Raw genomic sequence first — 16502 nt, forward strand, 5'->3', positions numbered from 1 at the left:
CATAATCTTCGACCCGTGCAGGTAGAAGGCTGACCTGATCCCGGCTGACGCCGGTCTTGAACCTACGATTCGTCATACCGAATCGTACACTCGTTCCTACAAAAAGCTCAGATTCTTACCCAGTCTCAACGCGCCATCCGGGCTACGGGTCGGCTACGCCTCGCGCACCACCGTCTTTAGATAATTGTAAGCCTTGATGATCTCGATCAGGCGGTCCTCGGTCGAGCGATCGCCGCCATTGGCGTCGGGATGGTGCTGCTTCACCAGCGCCTTGTACTTCGCCTTGACGTCTTCCAGCGTCGCTTCGGCTGTGAGGCCCATGACCTGCAGCGCCTTGCGCTCGGCATTCATCACCGTGCGCGTCTCGGGCTTGGCCTGCTGCGCCCCCGCGCCCGGCCGCCAGCCGGCACGGCCATTGAGCTCGGCGAACACATTGAAGGGATCGGCGGCGCCGCCGAGATCATCCTCGACATTGCCCTTGCCGCGCTTGGCGCTGGTGTTGGCGCCCATCTTCCAGGTCGGGCGATGGCCCGTCAGCGCATCCTTCTGGTAGCGCGCCACCGCCTCGGCATTCATGCCCTGGAAGAAATTGTAGGACTGGTTGTACTCGCGGACATGATCGAGGCAGAAATGCCAATACTCGCGCGAGTTCTCGCGGCCTTTCGGCGCGCGGTGCGAACCCTTGTTCTGACAGCCGGCCCACTCGCAGGTGATGGCTTCCTGGCCAGCCTGCGCCTGGCGCTTCGCACTCACCTTCGTCGGCTTGATGCGAATGGAGTCGAAGAATTTTGATGAATCGATCGGCATGACTGACTTTGACTACGCAATGCAAAATGCTTCAAGTCTTGACATTGCGAATACCTCTTCTTCGGACGTGCCATTGACGAAACGCAGCCTTCGAACTATGCCGCCGCCATGAGCACAAGGGACGCTATTATAAAGAAGTTGAGTGAAGCTTTCATGCCCGAAAGCCTCGAGGTCCAGGATGAATCACATCTGCATGAGGGCCACGCCGGGCATCGGCCGGGTGGCGAGACGCATTTCCGAGTTTATATTGTATCGCAGGCGTTCGAAGGGAAGAGCCGGATCGAGCGCCACCGCATGATTAATGTGGCGCTGGCCCAGGAACTCGCGGATAGCGTGCATGCGCTCGCGATCCACGCACAGGCCCCAGGGGAAAGGCCGCGCTGAAAAGCGCCGCCTGAAAATTTAGCTGAAGAACACGGCCGAACTGCGGTTTTGATCAACGTCGCGCAAGACGGCGCCGCGGTTTTCATTTATCAGAGATAGCTGCCTGGGCGATGGACCAGTTCCATTGGAATTGGGCAGGCTCATTGCACCATCGCCACCTGCCATAAGGGGCTGTCAGATGGTTCACTGGGCGCATCTGCGATTGGCCACGGCCGTAATGGCAACACTGGCGCCCTGGGCGCCCCTACCTGTCGCGGCACAGGCCATGCCGAGTCCGCTCGTTCAGGAAATCCTGATAAAAAGCATTCTGGTGACACTGAGCGATGCAGTCGCCGCCAATAATTTCGCAGTCCTGCACGCCAAGATCTCAAAGCCGTTCGCCGACCAGTTTCCGCCGGAGAAGCTGCAGGCCGTGTTCAAGGACCTCGTCGACAAGCATGCGGTGTTCGACGCCGTGGTGGCAAAGCCTGTGATCGCCGATGAGGAGGCGAAGATCGACGAGAATGGCGTGCTCCGCCTGAAGGGCCATTTCGAGACCGCGCCGAAGCAGGTGAAGTATCAACTCGCCTTTATTCCCGCCGACGGCACGTGGAAGCTTTCCGGGGTCACCATCGACATCGAATAGGCGTCCTGCCCGATCCTCATCCTGGGGAGCGCGGGACGCGCGTCTCGAAGGATGAGGCCCCGATGCCTGTGCGCTTCGCCAGTCGTCCCGGGACATCCGGGCCTCGCCCTTCGAGACGGCCGCTGCGCGGCCTCCTCAGGGTGAGGAGATAGAGCAGGCATGCGTGGACTGACTAAAACGCCGTTCCGGCGCGCTTCGGCCTGGGTTCCTCCGCCTCGGCTTCACGCGGCAGTGCGGTGATGCGCAGTGCCGTGATGCGGTTGCGTTCGCGGCGCAGGACGCGGAAGCGGAAGCCGTGGAAGGTGAAGCTCTGACCGCGTTCCGGAATCGAGCGCGCCTCATGGATCACGAGACCCGCCACGGTGGTGGCTTCCTCGTCCGGCAAATGCCAGTCCATCGCCCGATTGAGATCGCGGATCGGCACCGAGCCGTCGACCACCACGGAGCCATCGGGCTGGGCGCGCACGCCCGCGACGACCACGTCGTGCTCATCGGAAATGTCGCCGACAATCTCCTCCAGGATGTCTTCCAGCGTCACCATGCCTTCGACTTCGCCATATTCGTCGACGACGAGCGCGAAGTGAGTCTTGCGGCGGCGGAACGCCTTGAGCTGCTCGGACAATGGCCGCATCTCCGGCACGAACCAGGGCGGCAGCGCGATGGTCGAAACGTCGATGTTCGACGCATCGCCATCATTGGCACGAAGCGCGCGCAACAGGTCCTTGGCGTGCAGCACCCCGATGATGTTTTCCGGCTTTTCGCGCCACAACGGAATCCGGGTGTATTCGGTGGCCAGAACCTCCCGCACCAGTTCCTCGGGCGGCAGGTCGGCATTGATCGTCACCATTACGGTACGATGAACCATGACATCGGACACGGCCAAGTCGCCGAAGCGAAAGACGTTGTGGATGTATTCGGCCTCACCGCTTTCGATTGCGCCGTGCACGACCGATTCTTCCACGAGCCCTTCGATCTCCGAATCCGTAAGGATTTCATGCTGCGAGGATTCCTCCACTCCCACCAGGCGCAAAATCGCCCGCGACGCGCTGTTGAGCAGCCAGTTGAGCGGGTAGAGAACCAGATACGATACGTAGAGCGGATAGGCGATCCATTGCGAGACCGGCACCGGCTGCCGGATCGCAAGCGTCTTCGGCACCTGCTCGCCGATGACGATGTGCAGCGAGGAGAACACCAGGAAGCCGGCGAGGAACGATGTCACGTGCAGGGCGGATTCCGACAGTCCGAGCGGTTTGAGAACCGGCCCGAGCAGCGCCGAAACGGTCGGCTCGCCGACCCAGCCGAGGCCGAGCGAAGCCATGGTAATGCCGAGCTGGCAACAAGCGAGATAGGCTTCAACGTTGTCCATCATGCTTTGCAGCAAACGCGCGCCGAAACGCTTCTGTTCGACCATGGCTCTGACGCGAAAGCCACGGCTCTTCACAAGAGCAAATTCGGCCGCCACGTAGAACGCGTTGGCAGCGAGCAAGAAAAGAGCAAGTGGCAGATTGATCGCGATCGAATTCATGCCTGCCTCGCGACCGTCCCGACTTTGCCCGACGCCTCCCCGACGATGCGCCCAGACAACGTCGCTCTCATTCCGATTCCGACAACTTCTGCTGAAGAAAGGCGCGGATGATCGCGGGATCAACATCTCCCACAATCGCGGCCTTTCCAACCGCACACAGCAAGATGAACGTCAGCTTGCCGCGCTTGACCTTCTTGTCCTGCGCCATCAGCGCCATCAGTGCGTCGGCATCGGCCAATCCTTCCTGGGCGAAGCCGCCGATATCCTGCAGCCGGGTCGGCAATCCCACCGCGGCGAGGTGACGTTTTACGCGCGCCGCATCCGCTTGCGCGATCATGCCGAGCGCGGCGGAAAATTCCGCCGCCAGCACCATGCCGATTGCAACGCCTTCGCCGTGGAACAACCGATCCGAAAAACCCGTCGCCGCTTCCAGCGCATGGCCGAAGGTATGGCCGAGATTGAGCAGCGCGCGCTCGCCGGTCTCGCGTTCGTCGCGCGACACGATCGCAGCCTTGGCGCGGCACGAGGTTGCGATCGCATGCTCGCGCGCCGCGCTCCCTGAGAAGATATCGGCGTGATTGGCTTCCAGCCAGGCGAAGAAAGCCTCATCGCCGAGTACGCCATATTTGGCGACCTCCGCGTAACCGGCGCGGAACTGACGCGGTGACAGCGTGTCGAGCACGGCCGTATCGGCGACAACCAGCACCGGCTGGTGAAAGGCGCCGATCAGGTTCTTACCCTGCGGCGAGTTGATGCCGGTCTTGCCGCCGACCGACGAATCGACTTGTGCAAGCAGGGAGGTCGGCACCTGAACGAAATCGACGCCGCGGCGCAGGATGGCGGCGGCAAAGCCCGCGAGATCGCCGACCACGCCGCCGCCAAGCGCGATGACGAGATCGTTGCGCTCGATCTTGGCCGCGATCAGCGCTTCGCTCACTTGCGTCAGGCCGGCATAGCTCTTCGAGCCCTCGCCTTCCTCGACGATGATGCGCGAACTCGGGATGCCCGCGGCCGCAAGCGACGCCTCGGCCGGCTCCAGCCAATACTTGGCCACCGTGCGGTCGGTGACGATGGCGGTGCGCGCACCCGGGCGAAGTGCGGCGATGCGCGCGCCAAGCGATGGCAGCACGTCGCGCCCGATCACGATGTCATAGGCGCGATCGCCGAGCGCGACATCGACGGTGATGGGATCCGAATGCTTCAAGGGCGCGGTCATGATGGGACGCTGATTCCGTTGGTTGCCGATTGTGTCGTGCCGTCGCCACGGAGGTGGCCATGCAGCGCTTCCAGACACTCCTCGACGATCCGGTCATGCGGCACGTCGCGCGACGAAATCATCAGGTCGGCGCTCTGGTAGATCGGCTCACGCTCGCCGAGCAGGCGGTTGACCGTCCCCTCGGGATCCGCGGTCTGCAATAGCGGGCGGTCGGCCCGACGCCGCACCCGGCGCATGATGACATCGACATCGGCGCGCAACCAGATCGAGATCGCCTTGGCACGGATGCAGCTGCGGGTCTCCTCGCGCATGAAGGCGCCGCCGCCGGTGGCGAGCACGCCGGGGCCATGCGCCAGCAGGCGGGCGATCACCCGCGCCTCGCCATCCCTGAAATAGGCCTCGCCATGGGTTTCGAAAATCTCCGGGATCGACATGCCCGCCGCCGCCTCGATCTCGGTATCGGCATCGGTGAACGGCAGCCTGAGCCGCGCCGCCAGTCGCCGGCCAATGGTCGATTTGCCGACGCCCATCATGCCCACCAGCACGATCGATCGCGACCCCAGGCCGGCCAGGATCTCGGCCTCCAGGGACGGGAGCGCAGGTAGCGGTGCGGCGCTGTCTGGCATCTAAAGCTCGGTCTCTCGGCGAATTTTGTCGTTCCGGGTCACCTATACTACCCCCGCCGATACCGTTGCCAGAGCCTTGCAACGGCGGAGGGAACATGGTGGATGATCGCGATGGTTAATTCGCCTCCCGAGTCTTCGATATGCCGAGCCTGTTCCGCTTCCTGACGGTCCTCGCCGTGATCGGCGGTATCGGCTACGGGATCATCTTCGCGCTGGCCAATTTCGTGACGCCGAAACCGCGGGAAATGACGGTGACGATCCCGCCGGAGAAGTTCCTCAAGAAATAGCCGCTATGATTCGGGGATGCGTTCCAGGACCTCAGATGCCGGGCTGATCAGCCTGTTCCTCGACATGCTTGCGGCCGAACAGGGCGCAGGCGAGAACACGCTCGACGCCTACCGCCGCGACCTCTCGGATCTCGCCGAATTCCTCACCCATGCCGGCAAGAACTTTGCCGGCGCGGACACCCAGACGCTGCGCGACTACCTCAGCGATCTCGACACCCGCGGGTTCAAATCGTCCAGCGTCGCGCGCCGGCTTTCCTCAATGCGGCACCTGTTCCGCTTCCTGCTCAACGAGCGGATTCGCGGTGACGATCCCGCCGCGATCCTCTCCGGCCCAAAGCGCGGCCGCGGCCTGCCGAAGGTGCTGTCGATCGCCGATGTCGACCGCATGCTGACGCGGGCGAAGGAACTCACGCAAACCGACACCACGCCGGCGCAGCGGCTGCGCGCGCTGCGGCTGCATTGCCTGCTGGAGGTACTGTACGCCACCGGCCTGCGCGTCTCCGAGCTGGTCTCGCTGCCGCTGTCGGCGGCGCGGCGCGATGCCCGCATGATCGTGGTGCGCGGCAAGGGCAACAAGGAGCGGCTGGTGCCGCTGAACGAGGCCTCGCGCCAGGCGATGGCCAATTACCTCGCGGCGATGCAGGTCATGAAGCCGGAGAAGAAGGCCACGCCATCGAAATGGCTGTTTCCCTCCTTCGGCGAGAGCGGCCATCTGACGCGGCAGCACTTTGCCCGGGATCTCAAGGAATTGGCGGCCGCTTCGGGCCTCTCGCCACGACTGGTCTCCCCACACGTGCTGCGGCACGCCTTTGCCAGCCACCTCCTGCACAACGGCGCGGACCTGCGGATCGTCCAGACCCTGCTCGGCCACACCGACATCTCGACCACCCAGATCTATACCCATGTGGTCGAGGAGCGGCTGAAGAGCCTGGTGCGCGACCTGCATCCCCTGGCGGAGAAGGCCTAGCCAGAGGCCGGATGACGCGATCCGCCTTGACTTCGGCGGCTTCTCACAGGAAAGAGCGTCACCGCTTGCGGTCAGCCCACGCGCCTCGGCTGGAGGTTGCGTGTTAACTTGTTGAAGATACATAAGTTCTCTTCCAGACCCAAGACCCGCTTCGCCGCCCGCCAGGTTCCTTCCTATATTGCCGTAATGCCGGATCAGATGCGCAGTTATCTCGACTTCGAAAAACCCGTCGCCGAGCTTGAATCCAAGATCGACGAATTGCGCACGCTGGCTGCCTCCGGCAGCGACATCGGCGACGAGATCGCGCGGATCGAGGAGAAGGCCGGCCAGGCGTTGGCCGACCTCTATGCCAACCTGACGCCCTGGCAGAAGACCCTGGTGGCGCGGCACCCGCAGCGGCCGCATTTCACCGATTTCGTGAGCGCGCTGATCACCGAATTCACCCCATTGGCCGGCGACCGCAAATTCGCCGACGACGAAGCCCTGCTCGGCGGCTTCGGCCGCTTCCGCGGCGAGAGCATCTGCGTGATCGGCCAGGAAAAGGGCGCCTCCACCGAGGGCCGGATCAAGCACAATTTCGGCATGGCCCGCCCCGAGGGCTACCGCAAGGCGGTCCGGCTGATGGAGATGGCCGATCGTTTCGGTATCCCCGTGCTCTCGCTGGTCGATTCCGCCGGCGCCTATCCCGGCATTGGCGCCGAGGAGCGCGGACAGGCGGAGGCGATCGCGCGCTCGACCGACGCCTGCCTGTCGCTGGGCGTGCCCAATGTCGCGATCATCACCGGCGAAGGCATGTCCGGCGGCGCCATCGCGATCACCACCGCCAACCGCGTCCTGATGATGGAGCACGCGATCTACAGCGTGATCTCGCCGGAGGCGGCGTCCTCGATCCTGTGGCGGGACGGCACCAAGGCGCAGGAAGCCGCCAACAGCATGAAGATCACCGCGCAGGACATGCTGCGCTTCGGCGTGATCGACCAGATCCTGAAGGAGCCGCCGGGCGGCGCCCACCGCGATCCCGCCGCCATGATCGCGTCCACCGGCGATGCCATCGCCCAGGCCTTCGACGACCTACGAAATCTTGATGCGGACGCGATCCGCAAGCAGCGGCGCCAGAAGTTTCTCGATATCGGCCGGAAGCTTGGTTAGACGCCCCGAAATCGCGGCATTTTGCTCCAGATCGCCATTTCAGCCGCAATTCGGCCCCGAGCGGGGTCTTTAACCTTCGCTTGACCATGCCCGTCATGGTTCCGGCCCGCCTGCCGCGTTCAGGTTGCGGGTCGGGAGTCCAAAGGTTAGTATTTTAACAATCGCTTCAAGGCATACGGGTCGAATTGGGGTTGCCCGAAATGTCTGGTGGGTGTGGAGCTTGGACTTGAATCACCGCACGCTGGTTCGCGCGCTTCTGGCCTCGGCTGCCCTTGCGGCCAGTGTAATGCTCGCCGGTTGCAATAGCGACGACATCTCTCTCGCATCGAATGCCAAGGCCAACCAGCCGGTGCCGCCGAAGCTGGTCGCGGCCATGACCGAGAAGGACATGGATCTGCAATCGCCGATCCTGATCCGCCTGTTCAAGCAGGAAGCCGAGCTCGAAGTCTGGAAGCAGGACCGCTCCGGCAAGTTCGCGCTCCTGAAGACCTATCCGATCTGCCGCTGGTCAGGCGATCTGGGCCCGAAGATCCGCGAGGGCGACCGCCAGGCGCCGGAAGGCTTCTATACGATCAGCCCGGGCCAGATGAACCCGCAATCGGCCTACTATCTCTCCTTCAACACCGGCTATCCCAACGCGTTCGACAAGGCGCTCGGCCGCACCGGCTCGCAGCTCATGGTGCATGGCGACTGCTCTTCGCGCGGCTGCTACGCGATGACCGACGAGCAGATCGCGGAGATCTATTCGCTGGGCCGCGAATCCTTCTTCGGCGGCCAGAAGGCGTTCCAGCTCCAGGCCTATCCGTTCCGGATGACGCCGGTGAACATGGCCAAGCACCGCAACAACCCGAACATGCCCTTCTGGAAGATGATCAAGGAAGGCTATGACCATTTCGAGGTGACGAAGCAGGAGCCCAAGGTCGACTTCTGCGAGAGGAAATATGTCTTCGACGCCACCAAGCCGCCGGGCGCCACCCGCGATCCGGTGTTTGATGCGTCCGCAAAATGCCCGGCCTATGTGATCCCGGACGAGATCGCCAGCGCCGTCCGCGAAAAGCAGCAGCAGGAGGCGGCCGAAGTCGCCAAGCTGATCTCCAAGGGCACGCCGGTGGCGCGGATGAACACCGGCATCGACGGCGGCATGAACAAGATCTTCGCGTCCAAGCTGCCGGAGGGCAGTACCGGCCTCTCCGAGGGCGGCGACAGCCAGAGCCTGCAATCACTGTCGCTGGCGCGCGCCCCCGGCACGATCCCGTCCACCGTCAATCCGCCGAAGCCGAATCTCGCGCAGCCCGAGGAGCCGGTGGTGGCGGTGTCGACGACCTCATCGACGTCATCGACCGGGGTCGCTTCCGCCACGGCCGCGTCGAAGTCGGACCAGCAGCAGGAAGGCTTCTTCTCCAACCTCGCCCGCAAGGTCGGAATCGGCGCCACGGCCGACGCCAACGCCGCCGCCACCAGCCTGCCGCCCTCCGCACCCGCGGCGGCCGCCAAGCCCAAAGCCGCTGAAACCAGGAGTGCCGAGGCCAAGCCGGCGTCGGTCGTTCGCGTGGCGCCGAAGCCGGCCGAGACCAAGCTCGCCGCCGCCAAGCCGGCGCTCAAGCCGACCGTCACCGACACGCCGGCAAGCTCGACCACCGCCGCAGCCGCGCCGGCCGCCAGGGACACCCAGCTCTCCGGCTCGCAGCCGATCGTGCAGCCGCACTCCTTCGACAGCCGCTTCTCGGCGATGAAGTAAGGCGCTGCGCGGCTCTCTGACGCCGGTCTCTTGTTGGCGAAGGCCAGCACGACGCGGAGACGTTCGGATTCAAATTTCAAACAGCGAGGGGTGTGAAGCCGCGTTCTCGCGGCGCGTTGCGCCCGAGCTTTGCGTCTCGTTTCGCCCTCTCATCGGAGTGAGGGCGCAGGGAAGGCCGGGTGCCGATTGCACCCGTGGGCCCCGTGCAACAAAAAGCACGGGGGTAGGACCACAGGTCAACCGGAGCAACGCCGGCCTTCCCTGCGCAGTGGTTTTACGGCTTACTTCGTGCTCTTCTCGGTGACCGGGCTTTCTTGCCACCGTCGCCTCTTGCGCAAACTTGTTTGCGCAAAAAACTTAGCGCCAGCGTCGGGGCGCCAGAACCACACGACTTCGCCGTCCACGGATAGCTGCGTTCGTCGTTCACAGCACCCGCGTCCACCGCATCCCGCCGCGCGTTCGTGACGATCGCGATCCGCCCCTCTTGCCGGGCGGGACGGTGGATTTATAGAGGTGATTTGGGGTGAAAACGAAGCGGCATATTTTTCACGTGCCGACTGGACGGGGCAAATCGTATTGATTGGATTAAGAAAATTCGCCTCTTCGCGCAACATGAAGGGAACCTTTGATCGCTTCGGGCGTTGAAGCGGCATGTCGGATTCATACACGCCCCGTGAGAAGCCAACGCCGGAGCAACGCAAGGCCAGGGATGCCGAGCGACGGCGCGACGCAGAACAGGCCATGCGAGAACATCAGCTCGCGCAGGAGGCCTTTCACAGGAATCGCGAACGGCTGAAAGCCGAGCGATTGGCGCGCGAAGCAGCGGCCGGAAAGTAGCGCTGCGCGCCACATCGATCCTGCCCCAGGCGAGATGCGTTCAATCCACTCGAGGAGTGGCGGTCTGCGTGTCAGCAGACCGCCTTGTCGCAGCCGCGACGCGAAACCGAGAACGGCCGCTTGTCCGCACGTTCCACGCCGGCGACGTTGGCCTTCGCTGTGGACGAGAAAGCCGCGACTTCCACATCCGGCTTTGCGGTGAACGCGACGTAGAGGATGAAACCCGCCAGCAGCGAGCAGTAAACGCCGACCGATGCCAGCGTCCACCGCCGTGCACTCCGCCAATCTTCCGGCGAGAGATGAATGCGAAATCTCTGCATCAGAAACTCCGTCATTTGATCCGATGACGTAGGTTAGTGCGATGCGGGAGATGAGCGTATGAACCGTTTCACAACTGGAGCGGGAGGCCTTGATGCTCACGGATTCGTGTGCGCAGCGCAGCGTGAGCGGCACCAGAGCTTGATGACTTTCCTTCGAAAAGTTCACCCTGCTCCTGTGTTCCTTGTTTGAGCATGATCTCCGCGCAAACGCTTCGCGTTTGTCGCGAGGGAAAACCGGTCTCCAACTTTTCCGGATCGTGCTCTAGCTGGCGACAGTGAGCGCGAGATACATCGCCGTCGCGACGAGACCAAGTGCGGTGCGCACCGCATGCATCCCGCCCCAGGAGACGATGAGCGCCCGCGACTCGCTATTGGCCTGTTCGGCCGGCCACGCCGCGATGCGTTTGTTGGTCGGCATCATCACGATCAGCGTATAGGGCCAGTTCGCCAGCATCAGAACCGCCGGCAGCGACCACCGCCAATCCTGCAATTGCCAGCTCGCGAGAAAGCCTGATAGCGCCGAGATGACGGCAAGGCTTGCCTGCATTGCAAAGCCGCGCGCATAGCTCGGCTTCCACTGCCGCAGCAGGCTCGCATCGTCGAGCCCGAGCCGCGCCGGCTGCTCGGCGACGTTGATATAGAACGCGGCGCCGGCAAACGCCGCCGCGGCGATGAGGGCGAACAGTCCGGCTGTCATCTTTCCCTCCACCGGGGGGCTGCTATTTGCCCGCGTCGATCAACTCGATCTGTTGCTTGAGCAGCGTGTTAACCAGCGAGCTCAGCGACACCCCTCGCGCCGAGGCCCGCTCGCATAGATACTCGAGCACCTCCGGTTCCAGATAGACCGGGGGCATCAGACGCGCCCCTTTGCGAAAGAACTTGCCGCGCTCGGCGGTCGAGAAGTCGTACTCGTCCTTCATCGGATCACCCTTCCTCATATTGGCGGACCTCGCAGCGCGTCGGCCGGCGAGCCGAAATGATCCATACCGCTTGTTGGCGATAGTCATTTCGATAGTTTGGTACGTCGTGATCGAAACAGGCTTCTGAAGCTTTCTAGTCAAGGCATGGCCCAAAATCGGAGAGGCGATCAGGTCGAACAAGTTCTGGTGACCCTGCCGGTTTTGATGGGATCGACACTTATTGACGGAATCACCGGATATGCTCGTCCATCCACCGACGCCGCCCCCCCACCGTCACGCCGCCCAATCCACCACGATCAGCCCCGGCACGCGCGAGAACTCGCGTGTCTTGAGCGTCACCAGTGCGGCGCCATGCCGGCGTGCCTGGGCCGCGATCAGATAGTCGTAATGGCCGATTGCGTGCCCGCGCTTTCCAGTTCGGCGCGGATTTCGCCGGCGTGCATAGCGTCGTCGGTTTCGAACGGGAGGACATCGATGCCGAGACCAAGAAAGCGTTGGAGCAGGCGTTCATTGTGCTCGCGCCGGCCGCTCTTGGCGAAGCCGTAGCGCATTTCAAACAGGGCAACGACCGGCAACGCGATCGAGGTGCCGGCGCGTACCTGCTCGCCGAGCCGGTGGCGAAGTGACGGACTGCGTCCGTTCACGATCCCGATGACAATGTTGGTGTCGAGGCAGATCATTCGTCGAAGAAGATGCGCGGGTCCGGCTCGGCCGGCGGCTCGTCCGGGATGCCGTCCGGCAGAAAGTCCCTTGCGCCGAGCGCGTCGAGTTCGGCCCAGAACTTGTCGAGGTCTATGGGCTGCTTCTTGATCGGCTCAAGGATGACCTTGTCGCCAACCTTGCTGACGCGCACCTCGCTGCCCTCGAAGCGAAACTCCTTGGGCAGGCGTACGGCCTGGCTGCGGCCATGCATGAACAGCTTGGCAGTTGCAGTCATGGTCCGCCTCTCCGGTTTTCGATAGATACCAGTGATATATATCGCGCGGCGCTTGGCGCGTTCAAGAGCCGTCTGGTATCGATGGAGCTGAACGCGGGAACGAAATCCAATGCGCAGCCTCTCTGCCCGTCTTGTTACATCACTTCTCCTCGCCGCCGCGATCTCCCCCACCCTCGCCGCCGAGGAGCCCGAGTCCCCGAAAGGCGCGACCGTCACCGTGCTCAAGGCCTCCAAAACCTGCTTCGGCAATATCGTCGAAGTATCCGGGATCATCATGGCGCGGGAGGAGACGCAGGTTCGGCCTGAAAGGTTCGGGTTGAAGGTGGCGGAGGTGATGGCGGATGCGGGGGATAATGTTACCGCGGGGCAGATCCTGGCGCGGCTGAACCTGCCCGAGGGCGGGCAGCTCAACATCACCGCGCCGGTGGCGGGGACGATCTCGGCTTCGAGCGCGATCGTCGGCACGATCGCCGGCGGCAAGGGCGAGGCGCTGTTCTCGATCATCGCGCGCAACGAGTTCGACCTGATCGGCATGGTGCCGACGCGGGACCTCGGCAAGCTGCAGGCGAACCAGACGGCGCAGATCAAGGTCATCGGCGCCGGCGAGATGGACGGCAAGGTGCGGCGGGTGGCGCCGACGGTGGAGCCGAACAGCCAACTCGGCCAGGTGGTGGTCGGCATCAACGCGCCGCGGCGGCTCCTGGTGAACTCCGGCGGCCGGGCGGAGATCAAGACCGGGCAGAGCTGCGGCGTCGCGCTGCCGCTGACCGCGATCCTCTATGGCTCGGCCGGCACCGTGGTGCAGGTGGTCAAGCGCGACCGCGTCGAGACGCGGCGGGTGGAGACCGGACTGATGCAGGCCGGACAGGTCGAGATCCGCGAGGGCGTGCAGGAAGGCGACATCGTGGTGGCGCGCGCGGGCGCGCTGCTGCGCGAGGGCGACCCGGTGCGGCCGGTGATGGCGAGCGCGGAGGGGAAGTAGGAAGCGGTGCGCTCCCTCTCCCGCGTAGCGGGGGAGGGTCGGGGTGGGGGTGCCGCCGCATTGGGACTGCCCCCGCCTGGAGAGAGCCCCTACCCGGCGCTTCGCCATAGCCGAAGCTTCGCTTCGGCGTTTCTCTAAGAACGGCCGCCAAAGGCGGCCTACGCCTCCCCCGCAGGCGGGAGAGGTAAACCGAGCAAGCGGAAAAGGCTAGCCGCCGAGGCGGATGTCTTCCAGCAGCGACGACGAGACCGACGGCACCTGCTCGCCTTCGCTGGAGCGGGAGATCGAGACGCGGGTCTTGTTGAAGGCGGACTCGATGCCGGGCTGGGTTTTCAGATTGCTCAGGAGTTCGGAGACCAAGAGGCTGCTGGCGGCCTTGGGCTCGTCGATGACCTTGCCCGGGGTCGCCGATGATATCACCAGCGTGTTCTCGGGCGGGCTGATCGGGGCGAGGCCGTGGCTGTAGGAGCGGAAGCGGCGCTCGTAAGGGTTACGGCGGGAGGCATCGAGCACCACGAGCTTTGCCTTCGCGCCCTTCTCGTCCATCGCGCCCAGAACCTGCTCGACGCTGAGCCCATCGCGGCGGACGTCGCCTTCCTTCCAGATCGCGGCGTCGACCGGCAGCATGAAGCTCTCGCGGCCGGCCTGCACGCCGAAGCCGCCGAAGAACAGCATCACCACCGTCTCCGGCCCGACCTTCGCCTTCAGCCGCTCGATCGCGCGGTTCATGTCGTCCTTGGTCGCATCCTCGACCACGTCGACGTCGAAACCGCTGCCGCGCAGCGCCGCGCCCAGTTCACGGGCGTCGTTGATCGGCTGCTGCAGCGGGTGGTTCGCATCCGGATAATGGCCGTTGCCGATGATCAGCGCGACGCGGGAGGCCTGCGCGGGCACGCCGCCCTGCTCGGTCGCGACCATCTTGGCCGCATCGAGCGACCGCTTGTTCAGCGCAGCATGCGCACCAATCGCCAGCGACACCATCGCAACGCAAGCGGCGGCGACGGCGAACGTGCGGTGGGAAAGGGAGGGCTGCCTGAACTTCATGCGTTTCGGATCCCAATCGTTGACCAAGGCGCGACTGGGTAGTCGCGTCAAAGCCGTCTGTGGTTTTAGGGGTTGCTTCATCGAGTGCCGGCGAATTGTCCTCAATTTGCGGCACCGCAACACAGAAACCCTTAACCCGCTCAGCCTTCCGGGGCAACCTGATTCGACCCTTCGGCCTTATCCGTAATGCGCCGGGGTAAATGTTTGTGCCAAAACGCAGCAATTGTGATCGGCGTCACATTTGTGTTTCCCGCGATTTTGTGCTGCGATTCAAAGGTTTGCGGGGGCTTCTGGGCGGGCCTCCTTGGATTGCGCAGGATTTTTCGGAAAGGCCGGTTCCCCGGCCTGTCCGGATCATGCGTGCCAGAAAGGGGTGGCATGGGTTTTCGTGACATTGCGGGGGCGGTGTGCCGGGCGCTCACGGTCCGCAAGGATGGGCCGTCGCTGTACGACGTCTGCGATCCCCTGCTGCTGAAATATCGCGGCGGCGATGCGCATCTGGGGAAATTCTATCGGACCGCGCTCGGCAATCCGGCGCTGCGCGGCCTGTTGCGGCGGACCGGGCTGCCGGCCTTGCGCGACAGCGCGCGGCTCGGCGCGCTGCAGGCGGCTTTGCGGGAGGCACGCGACGCCGAGACGCCGGACTGGGCGGCGATCGGCGCGCCCGTTGCGGCGCTGATGGACGACATCGATGTGCGGCATCCGCTGCCCGCGGTGGCGACCCCGGCGCGGGCGCCGACGGCGGGCGAGATCGAGCGCGTGATCCGGGCCTGCGGCGCGCATCTGCTGCGGGCGTATGCGAAGAACGGCTTCATCCCGACCTATGCGGCGTTCAACCTGATCGGCGACCCTGATATGGGCGGGCGCGAACTGTTGATGGCGCTGACCGGGCTGAACTCGCGCGGCTACAAGAACTCGACGCTGCTGTTCAACCTCGCGCGCATCTTCATCGCGCATTCGCCGGCGCGCGCGCTGATCAACCCGCCCTGGCGCGGCATTGCCGAGCCGATGTGGGAGCCGATGCAGATCCGCCACCGCTCGGCCTATTACGATGCGTTCTTCACCGAGGCGCTGCTCAGCTTCGTCGAGACCGGGCTGGCGTCGGGTGCGGAAACCACCGCCGCGCGCGGGGCAATCGCCGACATGGTTGATTTTTGCTTAAGGATCAGCGCCGAGGAGGTGCCCTCGCATGACGGCTCGACCGTGAACGTGATCACGGCGCTCGCGCCCCTGCCGCATCCGCGCTTCTCGCGCTTCTTCGCCCAGATCAAGCAGGATCTCGGCTTCGGCATCTATGTGCCTGATTGCGACACCACCGCCTGCTCGTTCTCGGCGGCGACGCAGGCCGGCAGCCAGCACCCGATCCTGGGGCAGCCGCTGCTGGATTTCTACCGCGGCTACCAGGTGAGGAGCGGGGCGAACGAGCCGCGCGTCACCGTGCCGCTCAACGACAATATCGACTACGAAGGCGGCATCGTCACCTGGATCGACAATCTCGCCGGCGACCGGCCCTACGGCAACGACCTCGATCCGACACTGAACCTCGACATCCTCGAGGTCAGCTTCCGCAACCTGGTGCGCTGGCGCATCCTGGAGACGCCGCAACGATTGGAGACGGTGCACCGCATCATCGATTTCCAGCGGCGACTGGTGGAAAGCGGCGCGTTCAGGAATCCGCGCTCGCATATCTATTATCTGCCGGAGCTGTATTGCGCCTATTTCGGGCGCTGCTACGCCGCCTTCATCGCGCTGCCGCTCACCGCGCAACGCCTGATCGATCCGGCCGGCGTGTTCGCGATGATCCGCGCGCAGGTGCTGCTTTACGTCGAGCAGGAATTGATCGCGCATGAGATGAACGCCTTCGACGCCGCGCTGGCGCTGATGGCGCTGGCGCATCTTGGCGCCGAAGTCGCGACCTTCACACCGGCGCTGCACTGCATCGTCGCGAGCTTCGGCGAAGGCGGCAGGCGCGGACCATTCAAGGCCTATGAGTGGAACAAGATGAAGACGCCGACGCGGATCCTGGTGGGCGGGCCCGAGGTGACCTCCGCCTTCGTGCTGATGGCGCTGGCGCTGGCGCGGCGCGCAATGACGCGATGACCGTAGCCCGGATGGAGCGCAGCGTAACCCGGGGACAC

At 64.1% G+C, this 16502-nt stretch carries 19 protein-coding genes; 9 read left to right on the forward strand and 10 right to left on the reverse strand.

Going from position 1 to position 16502, the window contains the following annotated elements:
• Positions 1-153: 153 nt before the first annotated feature.
• Complete coding sequence (locus tag I6F35_RS30505) at positions 154-807, reverse strand: DnaJ domain-containing protein (RefSeq protein ID WP_225121345.1); 654 nt, start codon at positions 805-807, stop codon at positions 154-156.
• Positions 808-915: 108 nt separating this feature from the next.
• Between I6F35_RS30505 and I6F35_RS30510 the strand changes: the two genes are divergently transcribed.
• Positions 916-1191 (forward strand): BolA family protein, encoded by a 276-nt coding sequence (locus tag I6F35_RS30510; RefSeq protein WP_225121346.1) that lies wholly within the window; start codon positions 916-918, stop codon positions 1189-1191.
• Positions 1192-1456: 265 nt separating this feature from the next.
• Positions 1457-1816 carry a hypothetical protein gene (locus I6F35_RS30515; RefSeq protein WP_225121347.1) on the forward strand — a complete coding sequence of 120 codons (360 nt, stop codon included), beginning with the start codon at positions 1457-1459 and terminating at the stop codon, positions 1814-1816.
• Positions 1817-1988: 172 nt separating this feature from the next.
• Here the strand turns inward: I6F35_RS30515 and I6F35_RS30520 are convergent, their stop codons facing one another.
• The 3 genes from I6F35_RS30520 to I6F35_RS30530 all read right to left on the reverse strand — a co-directional run bounded on the left by I6F35_RS30520 (position 1989) and on the right by I6F35_RS30530 (position 5183).
• On the reverse strand, positions 1989-3341 hold the full coding sequence (locus I6F35_RS30520; RefSeq protein WP_225121348.1) for a hemolysin family protein: 1353 nt from the start codon (positions 3339-3341) through the stop codon (positions 1989-1991).
• A 67-nt stretch (positions 3342-3408) separates the two neighbouring features.
• Complete coding sequence (gene aroB / locus I6F35_RS30525; protein ID WP_225121349.1) at positions 3409-4557, reverse strand: 3-dehydroquinate synthase; 1149 nt, start codon at positions 4555-4557, stop codon at positions 3409-3411.
• On the reverse strand, positions 4554-5183 hold the full coding sequence (locus tag I6F35_RS30530; RefSeq protein ID WP_225121350.1) for a shikimate kinase: 630 nt from the start codon (positions 5181-5183) through the stop codon (positions 4554-4556). Before I6F35_RS30530 ends, aroB begins: the two co-directional genes overlap by 4 nt.
• A 140-nt stretch (positions 5184-5323) precedes the next feature.
• Here I6F35_RS30530 and I6F35_RS30535 point away from each other — a divergent pair, with 140 nt between their 5' ends.
• From I6F35_RS30535 to I6F35_RS30555, 5 genes are all read left to right on the forward strand, one after another.
• Positions 5324-5470, forward strand: a complete 147-nt coding sequence (locus tag I6F35_RS30535; RefSeq protein ID WP_225121351.1) for a histidine kinase — start codon at positions 5324-5326, stop codon at positions 5468-5470.
• A gap of 16 nt (positions 5471-5486) precedes the next feature.
• On the forward strand, positions 5487-6437 hold the full coding sequence (gene xerD, locus I6F35_RS30540) for a site-specific tyrosine recombinase XerD (RefSeq protein WP_225121352.1): 951 nt from the start codon (positions 5487-5489) through the stop codon (positions 6435-6437).
• Positions 6438-6623: 186 nt separating this feature from the next.
• Entirely contained in the window at positions 6624-7586 is a 963-nt protein-coding gene (locus tag I6F35_RS30545) for an acetyl-CoA carboxylase carboxyltransferase subunit alpha (protein WP_225121427.1), read from the forward strand.
• A gap of 226 nt (positions 7587-7812) precedes the next feature.
• Positions 7813-9324, forward strand: coding sequence for a murein L,D-transpeptidase family protein (locus tag I6F35_RS30550; RefSeq protein ID WP_249792782.1), 1512 nt, complete (start codon positions 7813-7815; stop codon positions 9322-9324).
• 651 nt (positions 9325-9975) lie between these two features.
• Entirely contained in the window at positions 9976-10161 is a 186-nt protein-coding gene (locus tag I6F35_RS30555) for a hypothetical protein (RefSeq protein WP_225121353.1), read from the forward strand.
• Positions 10162-10232: 71 nt separating this feature from the next.
• On the opposite strand, the gene I6F35_RS30560 is transcribed toward I6F35_RS30555, so the two are convergent.
• From I6F35_RS30560 to I6F35_RS30580, 5 genes are all read right to left on the reverse strand, one after another.
• Positions 10233-10481, reverse strand: a complete 249-nt coding sequence (locus I6F35_RS30560; protein WP_225121354.1) for a hypothetical protein — start codon at positions 10479-10481, stop codon at positions 10233-10235.
• Between the two features lie 262 nt (positions 10482-10743).
• Positions 10744-11178, reverse strand: coding sequence for a DUF1772 domain-containing protein (locus I6F35_RS30565; RefSeq protein WP_225121355.1), 435 nt, complete (start codon positions 11176-11178; stop codon positions 10744-10746).
• Positions 11179-11200: 22 nt separating this feature from the next.
• Positions 11201-11401 (reverse strand): hypothetical protein, encoded by a 201-nt coding sequence (locus tag I6F35_RS30570; protein WP_225121356.1) that lies wholly within the window; start codon positions 11399-11401, stop codon positions 11201-11203.
• 374 nt (positions 11402-11775) lie between these two features.
• Positions 11776-12081: a PIN domain-containing protein gene (locus tag I6F35_RS30575; protein ID WP_225121357.1), complete on the reverse strand. Its 306-nt coding sequence runs from the start codon at positions 12079-12081 to the stop codon at positions 11776-11778.
• Entirely contained in the window at positions 12078-12338 is a 261-nt protein-coding gene (locus tag I6F35_RS30580; RefSeq protein ID WP_225121358.1) for an AbrB/MazE/SpoVT family DNA-binding domain-containing protein, read from the reverse strand. The genes I6F35_RS30575 and I6F35_RS30580 overlap by 4 nt, the downstream gene beginning before the upstream one ends.
• Positions 12339-12447: 109 nt before the next feature.
• On the opposite strand from I6F35_RS30580, the gene I6F35_RS30585 reads away from it, so the two are divergent.
• Complete coding sequence (locus I6F35_RS30585) at positions 12448-13320, forward strand: HlyD family efflux transporter periplasmic adaptor subunit (RefSeq protein WP_225121359.1); 873 nt, start codon at positions 12448-12450, stop codon at positions 13318-13320.
• Between the two features lie 207 nt (positions 13321-13527).
• On the opposite strand, the gene I6F35_RS30590 is transcribed toward I6F35_RS30585, so the two are convergent.
• Positions 13528-14364 carry a caspase family protein gene (locus tag I6F35_RS30590; protein WP_225121360.1) on the reverse strand — a complete coding sequence of 279 codons (837 nt, stop codon included), beginning with the start codon at positions 14362-14364 and terminating at the stop codon, positions 13528-13530.
• A 378-nt stretch (positions 14365-14742) separates the two neighbouring features.
• Here I6F35_RS30590 and I6F35_RS30595 point away from each other — a divergent pair, with 378 nt between their 5' ends.
• On the forward strand, positions 14743-16464 hold the full coding sequence (locus tag I6F35_RS30595) for a hypothetical protein (RefSeq protein WP_225121361.1): 1722 nt from the start codon (positions 14743-14745) through the stop codon (positions 16462-16464).
• Positions 16465-16502: the final 38 nt, after the last annotated feature.

The sequence above is a fragment of the Bradyrhizobium sp. BRP22 genome, from assembly GCF_020194175.1.
Lineage (GTDB): Bacteria > Pseudomonadota > Alphaproteobacteria > Rhizobiales > Xanthobacteraceae > Bradyrhizobium.

Excerpts from the sequence above, each read along its gene's own strand:
- I6F35_RS30565 (WP_225121355.1), bottom strand. The coding sequence starts at position 11,178 with ATGACAGCCGGACTGTTCGCCCTCATCGCCGCGGCGGCGTTTGCCGGC.
- aroB (WP_225121349.1), bottom strand. The coding sequence starts at position 4,557 with ATGACCGCGCCCTTGAAGCATTCGGATCCCATCACCGTCGATGTCGCG.
- I6F35_RS30595 (WP_225121361.1), top strand. The coding sequence starts at position 14,743 with ATGGGTTTTCGTGACATTGCGGGGGCGGTGTGCCGGGCGCTCACGGTC.
- I6F35_RS30570 (WP_225121356.1), bottom strand. The coding sequence starts at position 11,401 with ATGAAGGACGAGTACGACTTCTCGACCGCCGAGCGCGGCAAGTTCTTT.
- I6F35_RS30575 (WP_225121357.1), bottom strand. The coding sequence starts at position 12,081 with ATGATCTGCCTCGACACCAACATTGTCATCGGGATCGTGAACGGACGC.
- I6F35_RS30510 (WP_225121346.1), top strand. The coding sequence starts at position 916 with ATGAGCACAAGGGACGCTATTATAAAGAAGTTGAGTGAAGCTTTCATG.
- I6F35_RS30585 (WP_225121359.1), top strand. The coding sequence starts at position 12,448 with ATGCGCAGCCTCTCTGCCCGTCTTGTTACATCACTTCTCCTCGCCGCC.
- I6F35_RS30520 (WP_225121348.1), bottom strand. The coding sequence starts at position 3,341 with ATGAATTCGATCGCGATCAATCTGCCACTTGCTCTTTTCTTGCTCGCT.
- I6F35_RS30515 (WP_225121347.1), top strand. The coding sequence starts at position 1,457 with ATGCCGAGTCCGCTCGTTCAGGAAATCCTGATAAAAAGCATTCTGGTG.
- I6F35_RS30555 (WP_225121353.1), top strand. The coding sequence starts at position 9,976 with ATGTCGGATTCATACACGCCCCGTGAGAAGCCAACGCCGGAGCAACGC.
- I6F35_RS30590 (WP_225121360.1), bottom strand. The coding sequence starts at position 14,364 with ATGAAGTTCAGGCAGCCCTCCCTTTCCCACCGCACGTTCGCCGTCGCC.
- I6F35_RS30545 (WP_225121427.1), top strand. The coding sequence starts at position 6,624 with ATGCCGGATCAGATGCGCAGTTATCTCGACTTCGAAAAACCCGTCGCC.
- xerD (WP_225121352.1), top strand. The coding sequence starts at position 5,487 with ATGCGTTCCAGGACCTCAGATGCCGGGCTGATCAGCCTGTTCCTCGAC.
- I6F35_RS30505 (WP_225121345.1), bottom strand. The coding sequence starts at position 807 with ATGCCGATCGATTCATCAAAATTCTTCGACTCCATTCGCATCAAGCCG.
- I6F35_RS30580 (WP_225121358.1), bottom strand. The coding sequence starts at position 12,338 with ATGACTGCAACTGCCAAGCTGTTCATGCATGGCCGCAGCCAGGCCGTA.
- I6F35_RS30560 (WP_225121354.1), bottom strand. The coding sequence starts at position 10,481 with ATGCAGAGATTTCGCATTCATCTCTCGCCGGAAGATTGGCGGAGTGCA.
- I6F35_RS30530 (WP_225121350.1), bottom strand. The coding sequence starts at position 5,183 with ATGCCAGACAGCGCCGCACCGCTACCTGCGCTCCCGTCCCTGGAGGCC.
- I6F35_RS30535 (WP_225121351.1), top strand. The coding sequence starts at position 5,324 with ATGCCGAGCCTGTTCCGCTTCCTGACGGTCCTCGCCGTGATCGGCGGT.